We start from the raw sequence: 18,771 nt of genomic DNA on the forward strand, positions 1-18,771 counted from the left end.
GGGGTCGTGCGAACGTGGATCGATGCGGATCAGTGGGCCTTGTCCCAGTTGGGACCGACGCCGATCTCGGCGAGCAGCGGCACCTTGAGCGCCGCCACGCCGGCCATCAGGCGCGGGATTTCGGTGCGCACCCATTCGACCTCGGCCTCGGGCACTTCGAACACCAGTTCGTCGTGCACCTGCATGATCATCTTGGTGGCGCGCTTTTCTTGGTCAAGCACGTTCTGTACCTTGACCATGCTGAGCTTGATGAGGTCGGCCGCGGTGCCCTGCATCGGCGCGTTGATGGCTTGCCGTTCCGCAGCCTTTTTGCGAGGGCCATTCCCGCCGTTGATCTCGCTCAGGTAGAGGCGCCGGCCGAACGCGGTCTCAACGTAGCCGTGCTCCCGCGCAAACTCCACGGTCTCATCCATGTACACCTTCACGCCCGGGTAGCGCGCGAAGTAGCGCTCGATGTACGAGGCCGCGGCCTTGGTCTCGATGCCCAGGTTCTTCGCGAGGCCGAAACTGCTCATGCCGTAGATGAGGCCGAAGTTGATGACCTTCGCATAGCGGCGCTGCTCGCTCGACACCTGCTCGGGCGTGGTGCCGAACACCTCGGCGGCCGTGGCGCGGTGCACGTCGACGCCGTCGGTGAAGGCGCGCAGCAGCGACTCGTCGCCGCTGATGTGGGCCATGATGCGCAGCTCGATCTGCGAGTAGTCAGCGCTGGCAATCACGCTGCCCGCCGGCGCCACGAAGGCCTCGCGCACGCGCCGGCCTTCGGGCGTGCGGATCGGAATGTTCTGCAGGTTGGGATCGTTGCTGCTCAGTCGCCCTGTGACGGCCACGGCCTGCGCGTAGTGCGTGTGGACACGGCCCGTGCGCGGGTTGGCGAGCTGGCCGAGCTTGTCGGTGTAGGTGCCCTTGAGCTTGGAGAGCCCGCGGTGCTCGAGGATCTTGGCGGGCAGCGGATAGTCTTCCGCCAGTTTTTCGAGCACTTCTTCGTCGGTGCTGGGTGCGCCGCTCGGCGTCTTCTTGACCACGGGCAGACCCAGCTTGGTGAAGAAGATTTCACCGATCTGCTTGGGCGAACCGAGGTTGAAGGGCTGGCCCGCGATCTCGTAGGCCTCCGACTCCAGCGCCATGATGCGCGTGCCCAGGTCGTGGCTCTGCGCGGCCAGCGTGGGCGCGTCGATCATCACGCCGTTGCGCTCGATGCGGTACAGCGCCTCGCTCGAATCCATCTCGAGCTGGTAGATGTAGCCCAGCTTCTCTTCCTTCTGCAGCTGGGGCCAGAGGGTGCTGTGCACGTCGAGCGTCTGGTCGCTGTCTTCGCACGAGTACTCGGCGGCCTTGGCGATGTCGACCTGGCTGAACGAGATCTGGTGCGCGCCCTTGCCGCACAGGTCTTCGTACGAGATGCCGCTGCGTCCCAGGTGGCGTTCGGCCAGGGACGACAGGCCGTGCGGCTTGTTCACTTCGAGCACGTAGCTTTGCAGCATGGTGTCGTGCGCGTAGCCCTGCACCTCGATGCCGTGGTTGGCGAACACGTGGCGGTCGTACTTGATGTGCTGGCCGAGCTTCTTCTTGTCGGCGTTCTCGAGCCAGGGCTTGAGCTTGGCAAGCACCTCGTCAATCGGCAGCTGCGCGGGCGCGTCGGGATAGTTGTGCGTGAGCGGAATGTAGGCCGCCTCGCCCGGCGTGACGCTGAAGCTGATGCCGACGATTTGCGCGACCATTTCGTCGAGCGAAGTGGTCTCGGTGTCGATGGCCGTGAGTTCGGCGGCCTCGAGCTTGGCGAGCCAGGCGTCGAACTGCGCCCATTCCATGAGGGTGTCGTACTTGAGGTTGCTCGCGGGCGCGGCGGCCTCTTGCGCTTCCAGCTCGGAGGGCTCGTCGAACAGGCCGCCCTGGTCGCGGTCGGCCTTGGCGGCCTTCTTCTTGAGGTTCTCTTCGATCAGCTCGGGCGGCACTTCCTGCGCTTCGAGCGACTTGACGAGGCTCTTGAAACCGAACTTCTCGTAGAAGGGCTTCAGCCCGGCCGCCTGCGGCGCGCCGACGGGCAAGCCTTCGAGCGATGGCAGGCCTTCTACGTGGCCGTTGAGGTCGCAGTCGGTGCGGATGGTGACGAGGCGCCGGCTCAGCGGCAGCTTGTCGAGCGCCTGGCGCAGGTTTTCGCCGGCGGCGCCCTTCACTTCGGCGGCGCGTTCGACCAGCGCATCGAGCGAGCCGTATTCGAGCAGCCATTTGGCCGCGGTCTTGGGCCCGACCTTGGGCACGCCGGGCACGTTGTCGACCGTGTCGCCGATGAGCGTCTGGTAGTCGACCATGAGGCTGGGCGGCACGCCGAACTCGGCCGTCACGCCGGCGATGTCGCGCTTCTTGCCGTTCATCGTGTCGATGATGGTGATGTGCTCGTCGACCAGCTGGCTCAGGTCCTTGTCGCCGCTGGAGACGATCACCTCGACGCCCTGCGCGGCCGCCACCTTGGCGAGCGTGCCGATCACGTCGTCGGCTTCGACCTCGGGCACGGTGATCACGGGCCAGCCGAGCAGCTTGACCACTTCGTGGATGGGGTCGATCTGGCTGCGCAGGTCGTCGGGCATCGGCGAGCGGTTGGCCTTGTACTCGGGGTACCAGTCGTCGCGGAAGGTCTTGCCGGGGGCGTCGAAGATGCAGGCCGCATAGTCGGCGCGCACCTCGCGGCGCAGCGCGGTCATCATGTTGATCATTCCGCGAATGGCGCCGGTGGCCGGGCTCTTCGGGTCGCCGGGCACGGCGCGCAGATCGGGCATCGCGTGGAAGGCCCGGTACAGGTAGCTCGAGCCATCGACGAGCAGCAGCGTTTTCTTGTCGGTCATCGGGGCATTTTGCCGTGCCCGGACCGGCGTCCGGAACGACACCAGGGTCGGCTGGCGGCCGACACGCCGCCAGCGGGTGCACGCCTACAATCTGCGCATGCCTAGCTCCCCACTCCTGGTCGCCCGCCGCATCCTGCTGGCGCTGGCTTTCGCCACCCCCGTTGCCGCCCTTGCGCAGGCGCCGGCCGCGCCCGCCGCCCAGCCGGCACCGGCGGAACCGCTACAAAATCAGGAGCAGGCCGACGGCCGGCGCAACCAGAAGGTCGAGCACATCCACACGGAAGACAGCGGCGCCTCGGTCGACGAGGTGCGCTACGGCGGCCGCACGCAGAGCATCAACGTCAAGCCCAAGTCGAACATGCCCGGTTACGAAGTGCTGCCCAACGACGGCGGCAGCGCCCGCCCCGGCACAACGGGCGACGCGAACAGCGGCGGCAACGGCCCGCGTGTCTGGAACGTGCTGAAGTTCTGACCGTGACGTCGTCGTTCTCCTTCCCGACAACCCTCTTTTCTCCCGCAGCCGCCGTCCGGCGCTGAGCATCGCCATGGCAGTTTTTACCGAAGTCCAGTTCGGCGAGGCAGACGCGCTCGTCCAGCGTCTTGGCATGGGCGCCCTGCGCGAACTGCGCGGCATCGAGGGCGGCATCGAGAACACCAACTACTTCGCCACCACCGAGTCGGGCGAGTTCGTGCTGACGCTGTTCGAGCGCCTGAGCGCCGAGCAGCTGCCGTACTACCTGTGCCTCATGAAGCACCTGGCCGGTGCCGGCCTGCCGGTGCCCGCGCCCGTGGCCGACCCGGCCGTGGCGCCGCCGACCGGCCATGCGCTGTCGATTCCCGCGCAGGCGCCCTGCGAGCTGCTGCACCGCGTGGCCGGCAAGCCCGCGGCGCTGGTGCAGAAGCTCTCGGGCCACAGCGAGCTGGCCCCCACGGCCGCCCACTGCGCCGAACTGGGTGCGATGCTGGCCCGCATGCACCTGGCCGGGCGCGACTACCCGCGCATCCAGCCGAACCTGCGCGGCCTGCCCTGGTGGAACGAAACCGCCCCGGTGGTGCTGCCCCACATGGACGAGGCGCAGTCGGCGCTGCTGCGCGCCGAGCTGGCCTACCAGAACCATGTCGCCGAATCGTCGGCCTACGCGGCGCTGCCGCGCGGCCCGGTGCATGCCGACATGTTCCGAGACAACGTGATGTTCGCGACCGACGGCGCGCCCGATGCGTCGCCACGCCTCACGGGCGTGTTCGACTTCTACTTCGCCGGCACCGACACCTGGCTGTTCGACCTGGCCGTGTGCCTGAACGACTGGGCCATCGACCTGGCCAGCGGCCGGCATGACGCCGCCCGCGCCGACGCCCTGCTTGCCGCCTATGAAAGCGTGCGCGCGCTGAACGCCTCCGAACGCGCCCTGCTGCCCGCGATGCTGCGCGCCGCCGCGCTGCGTTTCTGGATCTCGCGCCTGTGGGACTTCCACCTGCCGCGCGAGGCCAGCATGCTCAAGCCCCACGACCCGACGCACTTCGAGCGCGTGCTGCGCGAGCGCGCCACCCACCCGCACGCCATCGCTCACGTCTTAGAGCCGTTGATGGCCGCCTGACCCTACCCAATGAAACTCAACCTCGTGCCGGCGCGCACCGGCTTCGTCTGGGTCCGCCTCGGACTCAAGACCTTCTGGCGCCAGCCGCTCGCCTTCATCTCGCTGTTCTTCCTGCTGATGGCGATGATCTCGACGGCGTCGATGCTGCCAGTGCTCGGCAGCGTGCTCGCACCGATCCTGCTGCCCTTCCTGACGCTCGGCCTGATGGTCGCGAGTTCGGTGGCCGCGAACGACAACGCCGACGGCCTGGGCAACGCGGGCGACCTGCAGCGTCCCACGGGCTCGGCGATGTTCATCGCGGTGTTCGACGCCATGCGCACCGAATGGCGCTCGCTGGTGGTGCTGGGCGTGATCTCGGCCGTGTACTTCGTGCTGGCCGTCACACTGACGGCGCTCATCGACGGCGGCCAGCTCATGCGCGCCTACCTGTTCGATGAAACGGTGACGCCCGAAGTCATGAAGAGCAGCGAGTTCCTCACGGCGCGTACGCTGCTGATGTGCCTGAACCTGCCGCTGTCGCTGGCCATGTGGCACGCGCCCGCGCTGGTGCACTGGCACCGCGTGGAGCCGGTGAAGAGCATCTTCTTCAGCATCGTCGCGCTGTTTCGCAACTTCGGCGCCTACGCGCTGTTCGGCTTGGCGTGGTTCGGCGTGTTCATGCTCGCGGGCATCGCCATCGGCCTGCTCGCCACCGTGCTGATCGGCGTCGGCGCCATGGGCTCCGACGGCGCGGCCCTGGCGATCGGCAACATCCTGATGATCGGCACGGCGCTGGTGCTCGCGGCCATGTCGCTAGCCTCGACCTGGTTCACCTTCCGCGACAGCTTCGACGCGAACTGAGCCCGCTCAGTCGGTTCCAGCCCTGTCCTTGCGCAGGCTCGCGAACAGCGACCACGCCATGCCTGCCAGCAACAGCAGGCCCCCACCCAGCGCACCCCAGAGCCACCACTTGCGCGACGGATCGTGCGGTGCCGCCTCGGGAACGGGCGCGAGCGCGGCGGCTGCGACAGCGGCCTCGACCGCCGCCACAGGCAGCGTGACCGAAGCGCCGTCCGCTGCGACGGGCTTGTCCGCCGCGTAACCCGGGATCAGCGTGGACAACGCGAGCGGCGCACCCGGCACCGCCCCTTGAACCGCGCCCTTGTCGGTTGCCGCGCGCCACGCGAGCGAGAACGGCGCGCTGCCCTGCGCAAGAAACACCAGCGTGCGCGGCGTGGCCCCCAACGCAATCGTCGGTGGCGTCGCGCCGAGCACGCTCACCGGGCCTGAAGTGCGCAGCCGCAAGCGCGAATACACCGCGCCGTCGAGCGCCAGCACCGGCGAGCGCGCTTCGCCGCCGGCCTGCGCGAGGCGGTACACCACTGTGTCGAGCAGCGGCGCCTCGCCCGGGCCCGTGGGCAGCGCGGTCGTTCGGCGCTGCGAGTGCCGCAACGCGTAGAGCGGATTGCGCGGCACGAACTGCGGCGGTGCGGCCGAAGCCGGCGCGGCATCGACCAGACCCGACACGCCGACCTGCGCCAGCGTGTTGATGTCGGCCAGGTCGATGCGCAGGCTCTGCACCGGCAGGCCGCGTGGCAGCAGGTAGTCGCAATGGTCCTCGGCGCAGCGCTCCGGCTTCAGCGCGCCGGACCATTCGATCGGCGCCACCGGTTCGACCTCCTGCACGCTGTCGATCTCCACCTTGGCGAGCGGCGCGCCGTGCTGCGGATCGCTCCAGCGCAGGCGCAGGAAGCGCGTGCGCAGGCTGCCCAACTCGACCGCCATGCGCTCGATGGTCTGGCCGCCATGCGCCAGGCGCACCAGTTGCTCGTCGCCGCCGACCGGGCGCCATTGCCGCAGGTCGTCGCTGGCCTCCAGCCGGAAGGCGAACAGGCCGCGCGCATCGGGCGCGACCTCGAAGCGCGCCTGCAGCAGGCTGCCCTTGACCTGGCTCACGTCGATGAGCCACTGCGTCGCGTCGCTCGGCTTGGCGGCGGTCTTGCTGTCGAGTGCCAAAGAGCCGTCGGGGCGCACGGTGAAAGCCAGTGCGGTGTCGCCCGATGCCGCGTTGCCGGGCAGCGCGAAGATCGGCACCGCCTGCGACGCCGTGCGCGGCGCGGCCGCTTCGTTGCGCAGCCAGGCGTAGGGCACGGCATGCCCCGCGGCGTTCTGGACCCGCAGGTCGCTGAGGTCGCCGTAGGCGGCGCGGCCGTAGATGGCGAGCGGCAGCGTGAGCCGGTGGTACGGCCCAGCGCCCTGCAGCCCAATGGGCGCAGAAGTGATCGGCTGCGCCTGCGCAGTGCCTGCTGCGGCCATCAGCGCGACAACACCAAAACGAATCATCGAACGACCACTCATGTCGCACCTCCTTCCGTCGGCACCTGCGTCGACTCCGCCTCTTCCTTCTTCGGCGGCACCGGCGCGAAGTACCCCACCAGCAACAGCAAGGCGCCCACGGCAATGAACGACACGATGCGGAACAGCCCGCCACGGTCCGCCAGTTCGACGAAGAACAGCTTCAGCACCACCACGCCGAGCAGCGCGGCACCCGCCATCCACAAGGTCCGCACCCGACGCCCGTGGCCGAGCACCATCGCGACCACGCCGCAGATCGCCCAGGTGATCGACAGCGCCGCCTGCGTGAGCCAGGAGGCGTAGAGCGCGTCGAAGCGCCATGCCACGCCCGCATAGTGGTGGCAGGTGCGCAGCACCATGCCGGTCAGCAGCGCGAGGCCGGTGAAGCCGACCGCGCCCTTGGCGACCATCGGCTGCACCCGCGCGAACGAACCCTGCGGCAGCGCGCGCCACCAGAGCACCAGCGCGAACAGCACGAGCCATTGCGCGAGTTCGAGCGGATTGAGCAGCGGCACATACGGCAGCGGCGCCGCATCGCCAGCGCTCACGGCGTTGGTGACCCACACCCAGGCGAGCAGGTACGCCGCCACCGGCGTCGCGGCCAACTCCAGGTAGGCGCTGCGGTACTCGCTGAGCGGCCAGCGCTGCAGCAGCACGCGCGAGCGCAGCGCCCACAGCACGAGCGCCGGCACGAGGGCCCAGCCCAGCAGTTGCCAGCTCGACCATTCGGCGCCGATGCGGCCGAGCTGCCACTGGCATTCACGCGCCGCGAGCAGCAGGAAGAGCCAGAAGCCCGCGACGTGGAACGAGGTCAGCGCCGAGGCATCGAGCCAGCGCTTCTGTGCGCGCAGCAGGCGCAGGTGCCACGCGAGCGCCAATGGCCACGCGATCCAGCCGAGCGCGCTCGACGGCACGTAGAACAGCGTCGGGCCGCCCGCGATGCCGTAGGCGGCGATCAGGCCGAAGCCCGGCAGCGTGGCCAGCGTCGCCCGGCCGAGCTGCGGCCAGTCGCGCCGGTGCGCCACGAGCGCGGACAGCACCGACGTCACAAGCACCACCGCCATCGCGGCCGCGGGCACGTAGCTCGCCAACGCATGGAGGCTCAACACCCGGACGCTTTCGTCCAGCATGCCGACCAGCCACCAGCCCAGGCCCCAGACCACCGGCGTCCACAGCACCGCAGGCTGCGCGCACCACGCGTTGACCCAGCGCTTGCGCGCCGAGCCGACAGCCCCGGTTTCGCGCGGCCGCGCTTCGTCGCGCAGCCAGTCGCCGGCCAGGAGCGCCGTGAGCCCCAGCACCACCGGCGTCCAGAAGCCCAGATGCCCGAAGGCGGGACGCAGCACGCGCATGTCGCCGCTCGTCTCCGCCAGCACGATGAAGAGGATCGCCGAGATCGCATGCAGCACCCCGGCGAACGCCGCGAGCGGCAGGTGCGCCATGCGCAGCGCCACCCACAGCACGACGGTGGCAGTCAGCGGCCACAGCAGCGCGGCTTGGGCGAGGCTGATCTGGAACAGCATCGCCAGGTGCAGCAGCCCCACGCCCGCGATCACGCCCACCACATTGCCGACCGACCACACGGGCTGCACGCCGCGCGCCAGTGCCGCGCGGTGCGCCTGCCGCATCGACCAGGCCGCACTGCCGAGCACGCTGAGCGCGATGAGGCACGCAGCCGCGGCGCCCTGCCAGCCGCTTTCGAGCGCTTGCGTGGCATCGAGCCCCTCGCCCGCACGGTGCAACGTGGCGATGAAGCCCGCCACCGCCAGCGCCTGCATGCCGAAGCTCACGTACGTGAGCGGCAGCAGCGCGAAGCGCACGGCAACAGCGAAGGTGACCGATGCGAGCACGACCGTCGCCGCCGCGGCCCAGGGCGGCGTGAACCACTGCCACAACAGCAGCGTGAGCGCGGCCATGCCGAGCCACGGCAAGGCGCTGCCGACGATGGCTTCGAGGCCGTCGCCTTCATCGAGTTTGGCGCGACGGTGCATGGCCCACATCGCGAAGGCACTGACAGCGACCAGCAGCGGGCCGATCACCGAGCCCTGCAGCAGCGGATGCCCCGCCGCCCCGTCGAGTTGCGTGGCTTCGAGCAGCTTCCACACCGCGCCGGCGAACACCAGGAACGAGAAGGCGCGCGCATAGACGCGCCCTTGCCGCGCGCCCAGCCAGTACATGCCGGCCGCCTCGACCGCCCACGCCGCGCCGGTCCACTGCCCCTCGAGTCCGAGCGGAATGGCGAGCGTGCCGAAGATCACGCCGACGATGGCGTAGGCCTCCGCCAGCAGCGCGAGGCCCTTGGGCTGCGTGGCGAACACCAGCCGGCCCATCACGAGGTAGAACGCCGCGAGCGCCATCGCCGAGAAGGCGGCGCCGTATGGCCACGGATGCATCAGCAGGTATTGCATGCCGAAAGCGACCATCGGCGTGCCGAACACCAGCGAGCTGTCGACCCGGCCGGCGCGGCGCAAGGTGTCGAGCGCGCGCGTCGCCAGCGGCTGCGCGGGCTGCACCGGCGCATCGAACAGCGTGCGGCGCGCAAAGAACAAACCGATCGCGGTGAAGAGCAGGAAGAACACGATGAGGAACGGCTGCACGATGCCGTACTGGTCGTCGGTGTAGTACTTGTGCGCCCAGCCGGCCGCGAGCGTGAAGGTGCCGACGAAGCCGATCAGGTTGAGCACGCGCCAGGCCTTGAACCACGCGATCAGCACGATGCCCACGTCGAGCACCAGCAGATAGGTGAAGAGGCCCACCGGCTGGTTCGAGCCGGTCGATGCCAGCACCGGCGCCGCGAAGCCTTCCAGCGCGGCGACGATGGCGAGCACCGGCGCGTTCTGCAGCACCGCGAGCGCGGCACTCAGCACCGCCACGCCGAACAGGAAAGCGAAGCCGACACTGGCCGGCAGCAGGCCGCTGAGCTTCATGGCCGCGAGCGTCGTGAGATAGAAGACGCCGATGCCCGCGCCCTGCAAGATCAACGCATAGCCCGCGCGCTTGTGGCGCAGCAGCCAGCCCAGCACCAGCAGGCCCGCGCCCACCAGCGCGACGGCCGCATAGCGCAGTTCGATGGGCACGGTCACGCGTTCGGCCGTGTAGCGCAGCAGGAAGGCCAGGCCGAGGAACAGGATCAGCACGCCGAGCTTGACCAGCATGTTGCCGCCGAAGATCAGGTTGGCGATCGGCGCGGGCAAACGGTCGCGCAGCGGGACCGGTGGGGGCGGAGGCGGAGGCGGCGGTGGCGGGCGGCGGACCAGCGGCGGCACGGCGACCGGCGGTGGGGGTGCTGCGACAGGTTGCTCAGCGGCAGGAGCAACAGTCGCTGCGGCTGCGACCGGCGCTTCCGCAAGGGGCTCCGCGGGAACCACGACAGGCTGCGGGACTTGCATGGTGGCGATGCGGGGCCGCGTCATCTCCGCGGCGCGTGCGGCGGCCGGCGGGCCCAAGGGCAGCGAAGGCGACGCCGCAAGCGGCGTCCTGGCCATGGATGTGGCGAGATCGCCGGCCGATGTTGTTGCCACCGGGGTGGCAGGCACCTCGCCCGTGCACAGCGCGAGCCGACGTTCCAGCTGGCCGACACGTGCCTCGAGTTCGGTCACGCGCTGCTGCAGCTTCAGCACGGCGCCTGCCGGCGCAGACGGTGGACTGGCGACCCGGCCGTCCGACAACGCGCTTTCAGCCTCGGTGCGCTGCGGCGCGTCCTTTTTCTTCTTGCCGAACAGCTTCTGGAACGCGAGCGCGCCGACGAGCGCGAGAAGCAACGCCATGGGCAGCGATTCGAGCATCGCCCCAATGAACAGGCCGGCCATCATGCCTACGAACCACATCCCTGACTCCCCTTGTTTTGGCGAGCCCGGAGTGTACGACTGCTTCAGGCGAAAGGCGCTCCAACGCCCGCCCCGCCTTTGCAGTCAGCTACAACTTTTGTAGCAAATCTAAACAGGCGTGAGCTTCGCCACCGACAGTGCCAGCCACTTCACGCCGTGGCGCGCGAACTTCACCTGCGCCCGCGCGTCGTCGCCGGTGCCTTCGAGCGCGGTCACCGTGCCCTCGCCGAACTTGTTGTGGAACACCTGCATGCCCGAGCGCAAACCGTGCGACGGCGCGGTCTTCTGCGGCGGCACGGGCGGGCTGGCGAAGGTGTCCTTGCCGGCGCTGCTGCCGCCTCCGCTGTAGCGGTTGCCGCCGCCCCCACCACCACCGTAGCCACCGGCACCACCGCGCGTGCTGCCGTAGCCGCCGCCATAGCCGAAGGCCGAAGGCGCAAAGCCCTGGTTCTTCGGCGTGAGCCACTTGAGCGCGCTTTCCGGCAGCTCGTCGAAGAAGCGGCTCTTGACGTTGTAGCGGGTCTGGCCGTGCAGCATGCGCGTCTGCGAGTGGCTCAGGTACAGGCGCTTGCGCGCGCGCGTGATCGCCACGTACATCAGGCGGCGCTCTTCCTCGAGACTCTCGAAATCGCTCATCGAGTTCTCGTGCGGGAACAGGCCCTCTTCCATGCCGGTGATGAACACGCAGTCGAACTCCAGGCCCTTGGCGGCGTGCACGGTCATGAGCTGCACCGCGTCCTGGCCGGCCTGCGCCTGGTTGTCGCCCGACTCGAGCGCCGCGTGCGTCAGGAAGGCCGCGAGCGGGCTCAGCGTTTCGCCCGTTTCCGCATCGGGCGCCAGCGGCTCGTCGAGCACGGGGCGGGTCAGGTCGATGCCCTGGCTGGCCAGCGACTGGCGCAGCTCGTCCACCGGCAGCGCCACGGCATCGCGGCCGAAGCCTTCCTGCGTGACGAAGCTTTCGGCCGCGTTCACGAGTTCGTCCAAGTTCTCGAGGCGGTCGGCGCCTTCACGGTCGGCCTTGTAGTGCTCGACAAGGCCGCTGTGGTCGAGCACCAGCTCGATGATCTCGCGCAGGCTCACGCCCTGAGTCTGCTCGCGCAGCACGTCGATCTTGGCGACGAAGGCCGTGAGGTTCGAGCCGGCCTTGCCGCCGACCGCGCTCACCGCGTCGTGCAGCGAGCGCCCGGCGGCGCGTGACGCGTCCTGCAGGCTTTCGAGCGTGCGTGCGCCGATGCCGCGCGGCGGAAAGTTGACGACGCGCAGGAAGCTGGTGTCGTCGTCCTTGTTCTCGAGCAGGCGCAGGTAGGCCAGCGCGTGCTTGATTTCGGCGCGCTCGAAGAAGCGCAGGCCGCCGTACACGCGGTACGGCACCGAGGCGTTGAACAGCGCCGTTTCAATCACCCGGCTCTGCGCATTGCTGCGGTAGAGCACGGCCATTTCCTTGCGGTCGAAGCCGTCGCGCACCAGCTGGCGCATTTCCTCGACCATCCACTGCGCCTCGGCAAGGTCGGTGGGCGATTCGTACACGCGCACCGGCTCGCCCGGGCCCTGCTCGGTGCGCAGGTTCTTGCCCAGGCGCTTCTTGTTGTGGCTGATGAGCTCGTTGGCCGAATCGAGAATGTTGCTGTAGCTGCGGTAGTTCTGCTCCAGGATGATCTGGTGGCGCACGTTGAACTCGCGCACGAAGTCGGTCATGTTGCCCACGCGCGCACCGCGGAAGGCGTAGATGCTCTGGTCGTCGTCGCCCACGGCGATCACGCTGTTGTGCTCGCCCGGCGTGAAGTGGCCGCCGGCCGCGGTGTGGCCCGAGAGCATCTTCAGCCACGCGTACTGCAGGCGGTTGGTGTCCTGGAACTCGTCGACCATGATGTGGCGAAAGCGCCGCTGGTAGTGCTCGCGCACCGGGTCGTTGTCGCGCAGCAGCTCGTAGCTGCGCAGCATCAGCTCGCCGAAGTCGACCACGCCTTCGCGCTGGCACTGCTCTTCATACAGCTGGTAGAGCTCGACCTTCTTGCGGTCGTCGTCGCTGCGCGCTTGCATGTCGCCGGGGCGCAGGCCGTCTTCCTTGGCGCCGGCAATGAACCACTGGGTCTGCTTGGCCGGAAAGCGCTCGTCGTCGACGTTGAACTGCTTCATCAGGCGCTTGATGGCCGAGAGCTGGTCCTGCGTGTCGAGGATCTGGAAGGTCGAGGGCAGGTTGGCCAGCTTCCAGTGCGCGCGCAGCAGGCGGTTGCACAGGCCGTGGAAGGTGCCGATCCACATGCCGCGCACGTTGACGGGCAGCATCGAGGTCAGCCGCGTCATCATTTCCTTGGCGGCCTTGTTGGTGAAGGTGACGGCCAGGATGCCGCCGGCGGACACCTGCCCCGTCTGCAACAGCCACGCGATGCGGGTGGTGAGCACCCGCGTCTTGCCGGAGCCGGCACCGGCGAGGATGAGCGCGTTGCCCGCGGGCAGCGTGACGGCAGCAAGCTGCTCGGCGTTGAGGTTGTTCAGCAACGGCGAGGCAGGGCCGCCCGCATCGGCTGCGGACGCGCCGGAAAACAGGTCGTGAGGGAGCATGGGCTCCATTGTAGAAAGCTGCCCCGCCGAGGGCGCCGCCGGGCCCGGGTGACCTTGCGGGCATGACCTGGATCAAGGCAGCGCCTGCTGGCGTGCGCGGGCCTGCCGCGCTTGCGGCAGATCAAGCGGCGCGGCCTGGCCCGGCGGGAGACTGCCTTCCAGTTGCCGGCCCTGCGCGCCGGCCGTCACCCCTGGAACACACATGCAAAAGAAACTCGCCCCCGCCTGCATCGCCGCCCTGCTCGCCGCCATGGCGGCCCTGCCGGCCGCGGCACAGGAAACGCAAGGCAACTGGCTGGTGCGCGCCCGCGCCGTGTACCTGAAGCCGGCGAACCACTCGGCCCCGGTGGCCGACCTGTCGATTCCGGCCGACGCCATCACCATCAACAGCAAGACCATTCCCGAGCTGGACATCACCTACTTCTTCACACCGAACATCGCCGCCGAGCTGGTGCTGACCGTGCCGCAAAAGCAGACGGTCACCGTGCAGCAGAGCGCGCTGGGCGGGCCCGTGGACATCGGCACCTTCAAGCACCTGCCGCCCTCGCTGATGCTGCAGTACCACTTCATGCCCACCGCGAAGATCCGGCCCTACGTGGGCGCGGGCCTGAACTACACGCGGCTGAGCAGCGTCAACCTGCAGGTGCCGACGGTCGGCCGGCTTCAGCTGCAGAACGAAAGCTTCGGCTTTGCGATGGGCGCCGGCGTCGACATCGAGGTGGCGAAGAACACCTACCTCAACCTCGACGTGAAGAAGCTGCGCATCCGCAGCGCCGTGAACATGAACGGCGTGCAGCTGTCGACCGTGAAGGTCGACCCGTGGCTGTTCGGCGTGGGCGTCGGCTACCGGTTCTGAAGAAGAACCGCACCACGGTCGTCGGGTATACGCAGCAACCCATAGGGTCAATACGACCCGGCGACTTGCGCATCGCGACCATGGCCGTAAAATCAATCACCGGGCCCAAGTTTCTTGCGTCCGGTTTTTTTTGGCCGTCATTTTCATGACGCGACCGCGAGAACCGGCCGGACCAAGCGCTCATTCGTTCCACTCAACGATTCCTTTCTGGAGCCTGGTCATGCAAATCTTCGATTACGACAACATCCTTCTGCTGCCGCGCAAATGCCGCGTGGAAAGCCGCTCGGAATGCGACGCCAGCGTCACGCTGGGCGAGCGCACTTTCCGCCTGCCGGTGGTGCCAGCCAACATGAAAACGGTGGTCGACGAGTCGATCTGCCTGTGGCTCGCGCAGAACGGTTATTTCTACGTGATGCACCGCTTCGACCTGGACAACATCCAGTTCGTGAAAGACATGCAGGGCAAGGGCGTGTTCGCCTCGATCTCGCTCGGCGTGAAGAAGCCCGACTACGACACGGTCGACCAGATGGTGGCCCAAGGCCTCGTGCCCGAATACATCACGATCGACATTGCGCACGGCCATGCCGACAGCGTGAAGAACATGATCGGCTACCTCAAGGCCAAGCTGCCCAAGTCGTTCGTGATCGCCGGCAACGTGGGCACGCCCGAAGCCGTGATCGACCTCGAGAACTGGGGCGCCGACGCCACCAAGGTCGGCATCGGCCCGGGCAAGGTCTGCATCACCAAGCTCAAGACCGGCTTCGGCACGGGCGGCTGGCAGCTGTCGGCGCTCAAGTGGTGCGCGCGCGTGGCGACCAAGCCGATCATTGCCGACGGCGGCATCCGCGACCACGGCGACATCGCCAAGAGCATCCGCTTCGGCGCGTCGATGGTCATGATCGGCTCGCTGTTCGCGGGCCACGAAGAGTCGCCCGGCAAGACGGTCGACGTCGACGGCGCGCTCTTCAAGGAGTACTACGGCTCGGCCAGCGACTTCAACAAGGGCGAGTACAAGCACGTCGAAGGCAAGCGCATCCTCGAGCCCATCAAGGGCAAGCTGGCCGACACGCTGGTCGAGATGGAGCAGGACGTGCAGAGCTCGATCAGCTACGCGGGCGGCCGCACGCTGATGGACATCCGCAAGGTCAACTACGTCACGCTGGGCGGCGACAACGCAGGCGAACACCTGCTGATGTGAGCGCGACGGGCGGCCTGTCCGCCCGTCTCTCGCCTCTCTTTTCTTTCAGGCCTCGAGCAACTGGACTGCGTAGCGGTGCAGCGCGTGGGCCGGATCGGCCAGCGCATCGACCACGCCGAAGTGGTCCAGTCCCGGCAACACCTCGCACACCGGCACGGTGTGTCGGCCCCACGCCTCGCGGATCATCGCGTTGTGGCGCAGGAACTCGGCACTCTCGTTGCCCCCCACCGCCGCATAGAGCTGGCCGCGCGCCGGCGCAGGCCACAGTGCCGGGCTTGCGCGCCGCGCGTCGGCATCGGTGAGCTTCAGCGTGTGCTCGAGGAACGGCGTGCGCTGCAGCGGCCGCAGGTCGAACAACCCCGACACCGACAACGCATTGCGCACGAGCTGCGCGGGCAGATCGGGCGCGACCGCCTTCCAGTCGCAGGCCAGCAACGCCGCCGCCATGTGGCCACCCGCGGAATGCCCGGCGACGGTGATGCGCGACGGGTCGCCACCATGCGCCGCCACATGGCGCCACGTCCATTCGAGCGCCCGCACCATCTGCAGCAGGATGCCCGGCACGGTCACCGGCTGGTCGACCGGGCCCGGGCACAGCGCGTAGTTGGGCTGCACCACACAGATGCCACGGTCGTGGAACGCGGGGCTGATGAACGAGTGGTCTTTCTTGTCCATGGCGCGCCAGTAGCCGCCGTGGATGAAGACCAGCACCGGCGCATCGGGCACGGGCGCCGGAAAGACATCGAGCGTTTCGTTCGGGCCCGTGCCGTAGGGCACATCGATGCGGCACGGCAGCGTGTCGCGCGCCGCGGCGGAATCGCGGGCCCAGCGCGCGAAGTACGCGGGGTGGTCCTTCACCCGCGCCAGGTTGTTGTACATGCCTTCCAGCCAGGCGGGATCGTGCGCTTCCATGCGGTGCTTGCTCCTTGTTTTTCCAGTCGGCATCTTGGCACGACAGCGTGCATGGAAAGGCGCAGCTCGATAAAATGCGGCCTGTGTGGGGGGGTAGCTCAGCTGGGAGAGCGCCGCGTTCGCAATGCGGAGGTCGTGAGTTCGATCCTCATCCTCTCCACCAACCGACCCAGCAAAAAGGCCTTGGCAATCGCCAAGGCCTTTTTCGTTTGCAGCTGTGCGTTGTCGACGGGGAATATCAGGCGTCGAGCGTCAGGTGCTGGCCGTGCAGCGCTGCGGCGCCCGGCGACGCCAGGAAGCCGATGGTCTGCGCCGCGACCGTCGTGGAAACCCACTCCGCCGGATTCGCGTCGGGCATCGCCTGGCGGTTGGCCGGCGTGTCGAGCACGCTGGGCGCCACGCTGTTGATGTTCACGCCGTGCGGCGCAGCCTCGGCGGCCATCGATTCCACGAGCCGCTGCAGCGCGCTCTTCGATGCGATGTAGGCCGCCATCGCCGGCAGGCCGCGCGCCGCCACCTTGGCCGTCACCGCGATGATGCGGCCCGCGCGGCGCTCGATCATCGAAGGCAGCACGGCCTGCGTCACGGCGACGAACGACCAGGCGTTGAGGTTCATCATCCGGTCCCAGCTCTCGCGCGTGAGCGCATGCGTCGCCTCGCCCATCTCGAAGCCGCCGGCAATGTGCACCAACGCATCGACGCGGCCGAAGGCCTGCAGCACCTGGCCGGTGAGCGCGGCCATGTCGGGCGCCGAAGTCACGTCACCGGCGAGCAGCAGGTGCTGCGAGTTGTCCAGGCCCGGAAAGACTTCGGCCAGGCGACCCGCGTGGTGGTCGACCAGCGCGAGCCGCGCGCCCTGGTCAAGAAAGTGCTGGGCCACGGCCCGGCCCAGCGCGCCCGCGGCGCCGGTGATCACGACATGGGGGGTGTTGCTTGCATCGCTCATTGAAAACTCCTCGGATAGGGGGTGGGGCCAGGCCCCGACGGTCGCGCATCCTAGCGCTCTCGTACAAATGTGTAGAAAGTTTTTGAAGTGCCAAAAAGATTGGTATATACTCGTGGTCTTGCCAGAAAACACTAACGGTTTTCAAAGCAAGGGCTCTTAGCTCAGTTGGTAGAGCAGCGGACTCTTAATCCGTAGGTCGAGTGTTCGAGTCACTCAGGGCCCACCAACCAACATCGCGGAAACGCTGAAAAGCCTGCTACCCACAAAGTAGCAGGCTTTTTTCATGGTGCGTTCGCTTGTACGTTTGCCTGCGCCAACGCTACCCTTCGCAAGCCCCTCCCCGACATCCCGTGAAGAAATCCAAACCCGCGTCATCGCCGAAATCCTTCGACCTCAAGCAGCACTGGCATTGGGGCCGCGGCATGCGCCAGTTGCGCATTGCCGACTTCCTGAAAGACGGCCGGCTGCTGGTCCCCGGCGACCTCACGGGCGAAGGCCCGGCCACCGATGACGGCACGGGCGCGCTGCGCACCGTCGGCGGCGTGCAGGTCGGCAGCGCCGACTACGCCACCGGCCTGATGTGGGTCGGCCGCAAGCTGCGCGAAGGCGACCTGCCGAGCAAGAAGCCCCAGGCCTGACCTCGCTACGGCGCCATGACGCGCCGAAGAAACTGCAGTGAACGCTCCAAGGCGAGCCGCCCCGGCGCATCGTCGAGGTTGAACTGGTACTCGTGCGGCAACGCCGGCGTCTGGTCGGCGGGGAAGAACAGGCTGTCGACCTGCACGCCCTTTGCCACCAACGTCTCGGCCATCGACCGAGACTGCCCTTCGAGCGGATCGCCGTTGCCCGCGGTGATGAACGACGGCGGAAAAGCCCCGGTCACATAGCGGCGCACCGACGCGGTCTCGAAGGCCGGCGCATGCTGGAAATTCTTGCTGCCGCTGTACGACCAGAACACGGTCCGCAGAAAGCCGCCGAAGGCACCATCGAGCTTCGCCTGCGCGGCGTCGTAGGCGCCGCAGTGCAACAGCAAGCCGCGCAGTTGCTCGCGCGCGATGACAGGTGCAAGGCCGACAGCTTTCGCGTAGCTGGGCACGGCCACGGCATTCGCAACCTGCGCGACGATGTGCGCGCCTGCCGAGTCGCCGGCCAGCACGAGCCGCGTCGGGTCCACGCCGAGCCTTACTGATTCCCGCACGAGATAGCCCAGCGCCGAGTTCACCTGTCGCACCGGCACCGGGTAGCCCTGGCCGGGCGCGATCGAATAACCGACAGCCACCACGGTGAAGCCCTGCCCCGCCAGCACGCGCGCGTAGTTGGCCACGTCGCGCCGATGACCCGAGACCCAGGCGCCGCCGTGCACCCACACCACCGTGGGCAAGGGCCGGTCGCCCGCCGAGACCGGGCGGAACACGTCGAGGTAGGCATCGGGATCGGCCTCGTCATAGCGCTGGTCGAGCACCGCCGCGATGCCGGGCGGCACGTGCTTTTGCAGCGACTGCGATGCGGCGTCCGATCCCTTGCCGAAGGCATGGCGGATCATCAGCACCGAGGGCCACGGGCTCCACTGGAACGCGGCATAGCCCGCAATCACGAGGCCGGTGATGACGCCGAGGAGCGACAGCAGGATGTTCTTGAGCTTCACGGTGGAGCGCCTGCGCCGGTCGGTCCGGCGCTTCAGGAGCGCCCCTGCATTCT

Annotated in this window: 13 protein-coding genes and 2 tRNA genes; 8 read left to right on the plus strand and 7 right to left on the minus strand. The window is 68.2% G+C overall.

Going from position 1 to position 18,771, the window contains the following annotated elements; all coding sequences use genetic code 11:
• Positions 1 to 29: 29 nt before the first annotated feature.
• Positions 30 to 2,843 (minus strand): DNA polymerase I, encoded by a 2,814-nt coding sequence (gene polA / locus CY658_RS24135; RefSeq protein ID WP_101492595.1) that lies wholly within the window; start codon positions 2,841 to 2,843, stop codon positions 30 to 32.
• 97 nt (positions 2,844 to 2,940) lie between these two features.
• Between polA and CY658_RS24140 the strand changes: the two genes are divergently transcribed.
• The 3 genes from CY658_RS24140 (at position 2,941) to CY658_RS24150 (ending at position 5,278) form a co-directional block, all read left to right on the plus strand.
• Positions 2,941 to 3,315, plus strand: a complete 375-nt coding sequence (locus tag CY658_RS24140) for a hypothetical protein (protein ID WP_101492779.1) — start codon at positions 2,941 to 2,943, stop codon at positions 3,313 to 3,315.
• Positions 3,316 to 3,388: 73 nt separating this feature from the next.
• Positions 3,389 to 4,438, plus strand: a complete 1,050-nt coding sequence (locus CY658_RS24145; protein WP_101492596.1) for a homoserine kinase — start codon at positions 3,389 to 3,391, stop codon at positions 4,436 to 4,438.
• A gap of 9 nt (positions 4,439 to 4,447) precedes the next feature.
• Entirely contained in the window at positions 4,448 to 5,278 is an 831-nt protein-coding gene (locus tag CY658_RS24150) for a BPSS1780 family membrane protein (protein ID WP_101492597.1), read from the plus strand.
• A 6-nt stretch (positions 5,279 to 5,284) separates the two neighbouring features.
• Here CY658_RS24150 and CY658_RS24155 read toward each other — a convergent pair whose 3' ends face one another.
• The 3 genes from CY658_RS24155 to CY658_RS24165 all read right to left on the minus strand — a co-directional run bounded on the left by CY658_RS24155 (position 5,285) and on the right by CY658_RS24165 (position 13,161).
• On the minus strand, positions 5,285 to 6,775 hold the full coding sequence (locus CY658_RS24155; RefSeq protein ID WP_101492598.1) for a DUF3999 domain-containing protein: 1,491 nt from the start codon (positions 6,773 to 6,775) through the stop codon (positions 5,285 to 5,287).
• On the minus strand, positions 6,772 to 10,599 hold the full coding sequence (locus CY658_RS24160; RefSeq protein ID WP_101492599.1) for a DUF2339 domain-containing protein: 3,828 nt from the start codon (positions 10,597 to 10,599) through the stop codon (positions 6,772 to 6,774). Before CY658_RS24160 ends, CY658_RS24155 begins: the two co-directional genes overlap by 4 nt.
• Positions 10,600 to 10,707: 108 nt before the next feature.
• Positions 10,708 to 13,161 carry a UvrD-helicase domain-containing protein gene (locus tag CY658_RS24165; protein WP_101492600.1) on the minus strand — a complete coding sequence of 818 codons (2,454 nt, stop codon included), beginning with the start codon at positions 13,159 to 13,161 and terminating at the stop codon, positions 10,708 to 10,710.
• A gap of 202 nt (positions 13,162 to 13,363) precedes the next feature.
• Here CY658_RS24165 and CY658_RS24170 point away from each other — a divergent pair, with 202 nt between their 5' ends.
• Both CY658_RS24170 and CY658_RS24175 read left to right on the plus strand, forming a co-directional pair.
• Positions 13,364 to 14,017 carry an OmpW/AlkL family protein gene (locus CY658_RS24170; protein WP_101492601.1) on the plus strand — a complete coding sequence of 218 codons (654 nt, stop codon included), beginning with the start codon at positions 13,364 to 13,366 and terminating at the stop codon, positions 14,015 to 14,017.
• Positions 14,018 to 14,237: 220 nt separating this feature from the next.
• The gene (locus CY658_RS24175) at positions 14,238 to 15,215 is read left to right on the plus strand and encodes a GMP reductase (RefSeq protein ID WP_101492602.1); all 978 of its coding nucleotides are present in this window, start codon (positions 14,238 to 14,240) and stop codon (positions 15,213 to 15,215) included.
• Positions 15,216 to 15,260: 45 nt separating this feature from the next.
• Here the strand turns inward: CY658_RS24175 and CY658_RS24180 are convergent, their stop codons facing one another.
• Positions 15,261 to 16,127, minus strand: coding sequence for an alpha/beta hydrolase (locus tag CY658_RS24180; protein WP_180839041.1), 867 nt, complete (start codon positions 16,125 to 16,127; stop codon positions 15,261 to 15,263).
• A gap of 87 nt (positions 16,128 to 16,214) precedes the next feature.
• Between CY658_RS24180 and CY658_RS24185 the strand changes: the two genes are divergently transcribed.
• A tRNA-Ala gene (locus CY658_RS24185) sits at positions 16,215 to 16,290 on the plus strand.
• A 75-nt stretch (positions 16,291 to 16,365) separates the two neighbouring features.
• Here the strand turns inward: CY658_RS24185 and CY658_RS24190 are convergent.
• The gene (locus tag CY658_RS24190; RefSeq protein WP_101492604.1) at positions 16,366 to 17,073 is read right to left on the minus strand and encodes an SDR family NAD(P)-dependent oxidoreductase; all 708 of its coding nucleotides are present in this window, start codon (positions 17,071 to 17,073) and stop codon (positions 16,366 to 16,368) included.
• A 150-nt stretch (positions 17,074 to 17,223) separates the two neighbouring features.
• Here CY658_RS24190 and CY658_RS24195 point away from each other — a divergent pair.
• Positions 17,224 to 17,299 (plus strand) — tRNA-Lys (locus CY658_RS24195).
• A 124-nt stretch (positions 17,300 to 17,423) separates the two neighbouring features.
• On the plus strand, positions 17,424 to 17,711 hold the full coding sequence (locus tag CY658_RS24200) for a hypothetical protein (protein WP_101492605.1): 288 nt from the start codon (positions 17,424 to 17,426) through the stop codon (positions 17,709 to 17,711).
• A gap of 5 nt (positions 17,712 to 17,716) precedes the next feature.
• Here CY658_RS24200 and CY658_RS24205 read toward each other — a convergent pair whose 3' ends face one another.
• The gene (locus tag CY658_RS24205; RefSeq protein ID WP_101492606.1) at positions 17,717 to 18,718 is read right to left on the minus strand and encodes an alpha/beta hydrolase; all 1,002 of its coding nucleotides are present in this window, start codon (positions 18,716 to 18,718) and stop codon (positions 17,717 to 17,719) included.
• Positions 18,719 to 18,771 lie beyond the last annotated feature (53 nt).

This window comes from Variovorax sp. RO1 (assembly GCF_002849325.1).
Classification (GTDB): domain Bacteria; phylum Pseudomonadota; class Gammaproteobacteria; order Burkholderiales; family Burkholderiaceae_C; genus Variovorax.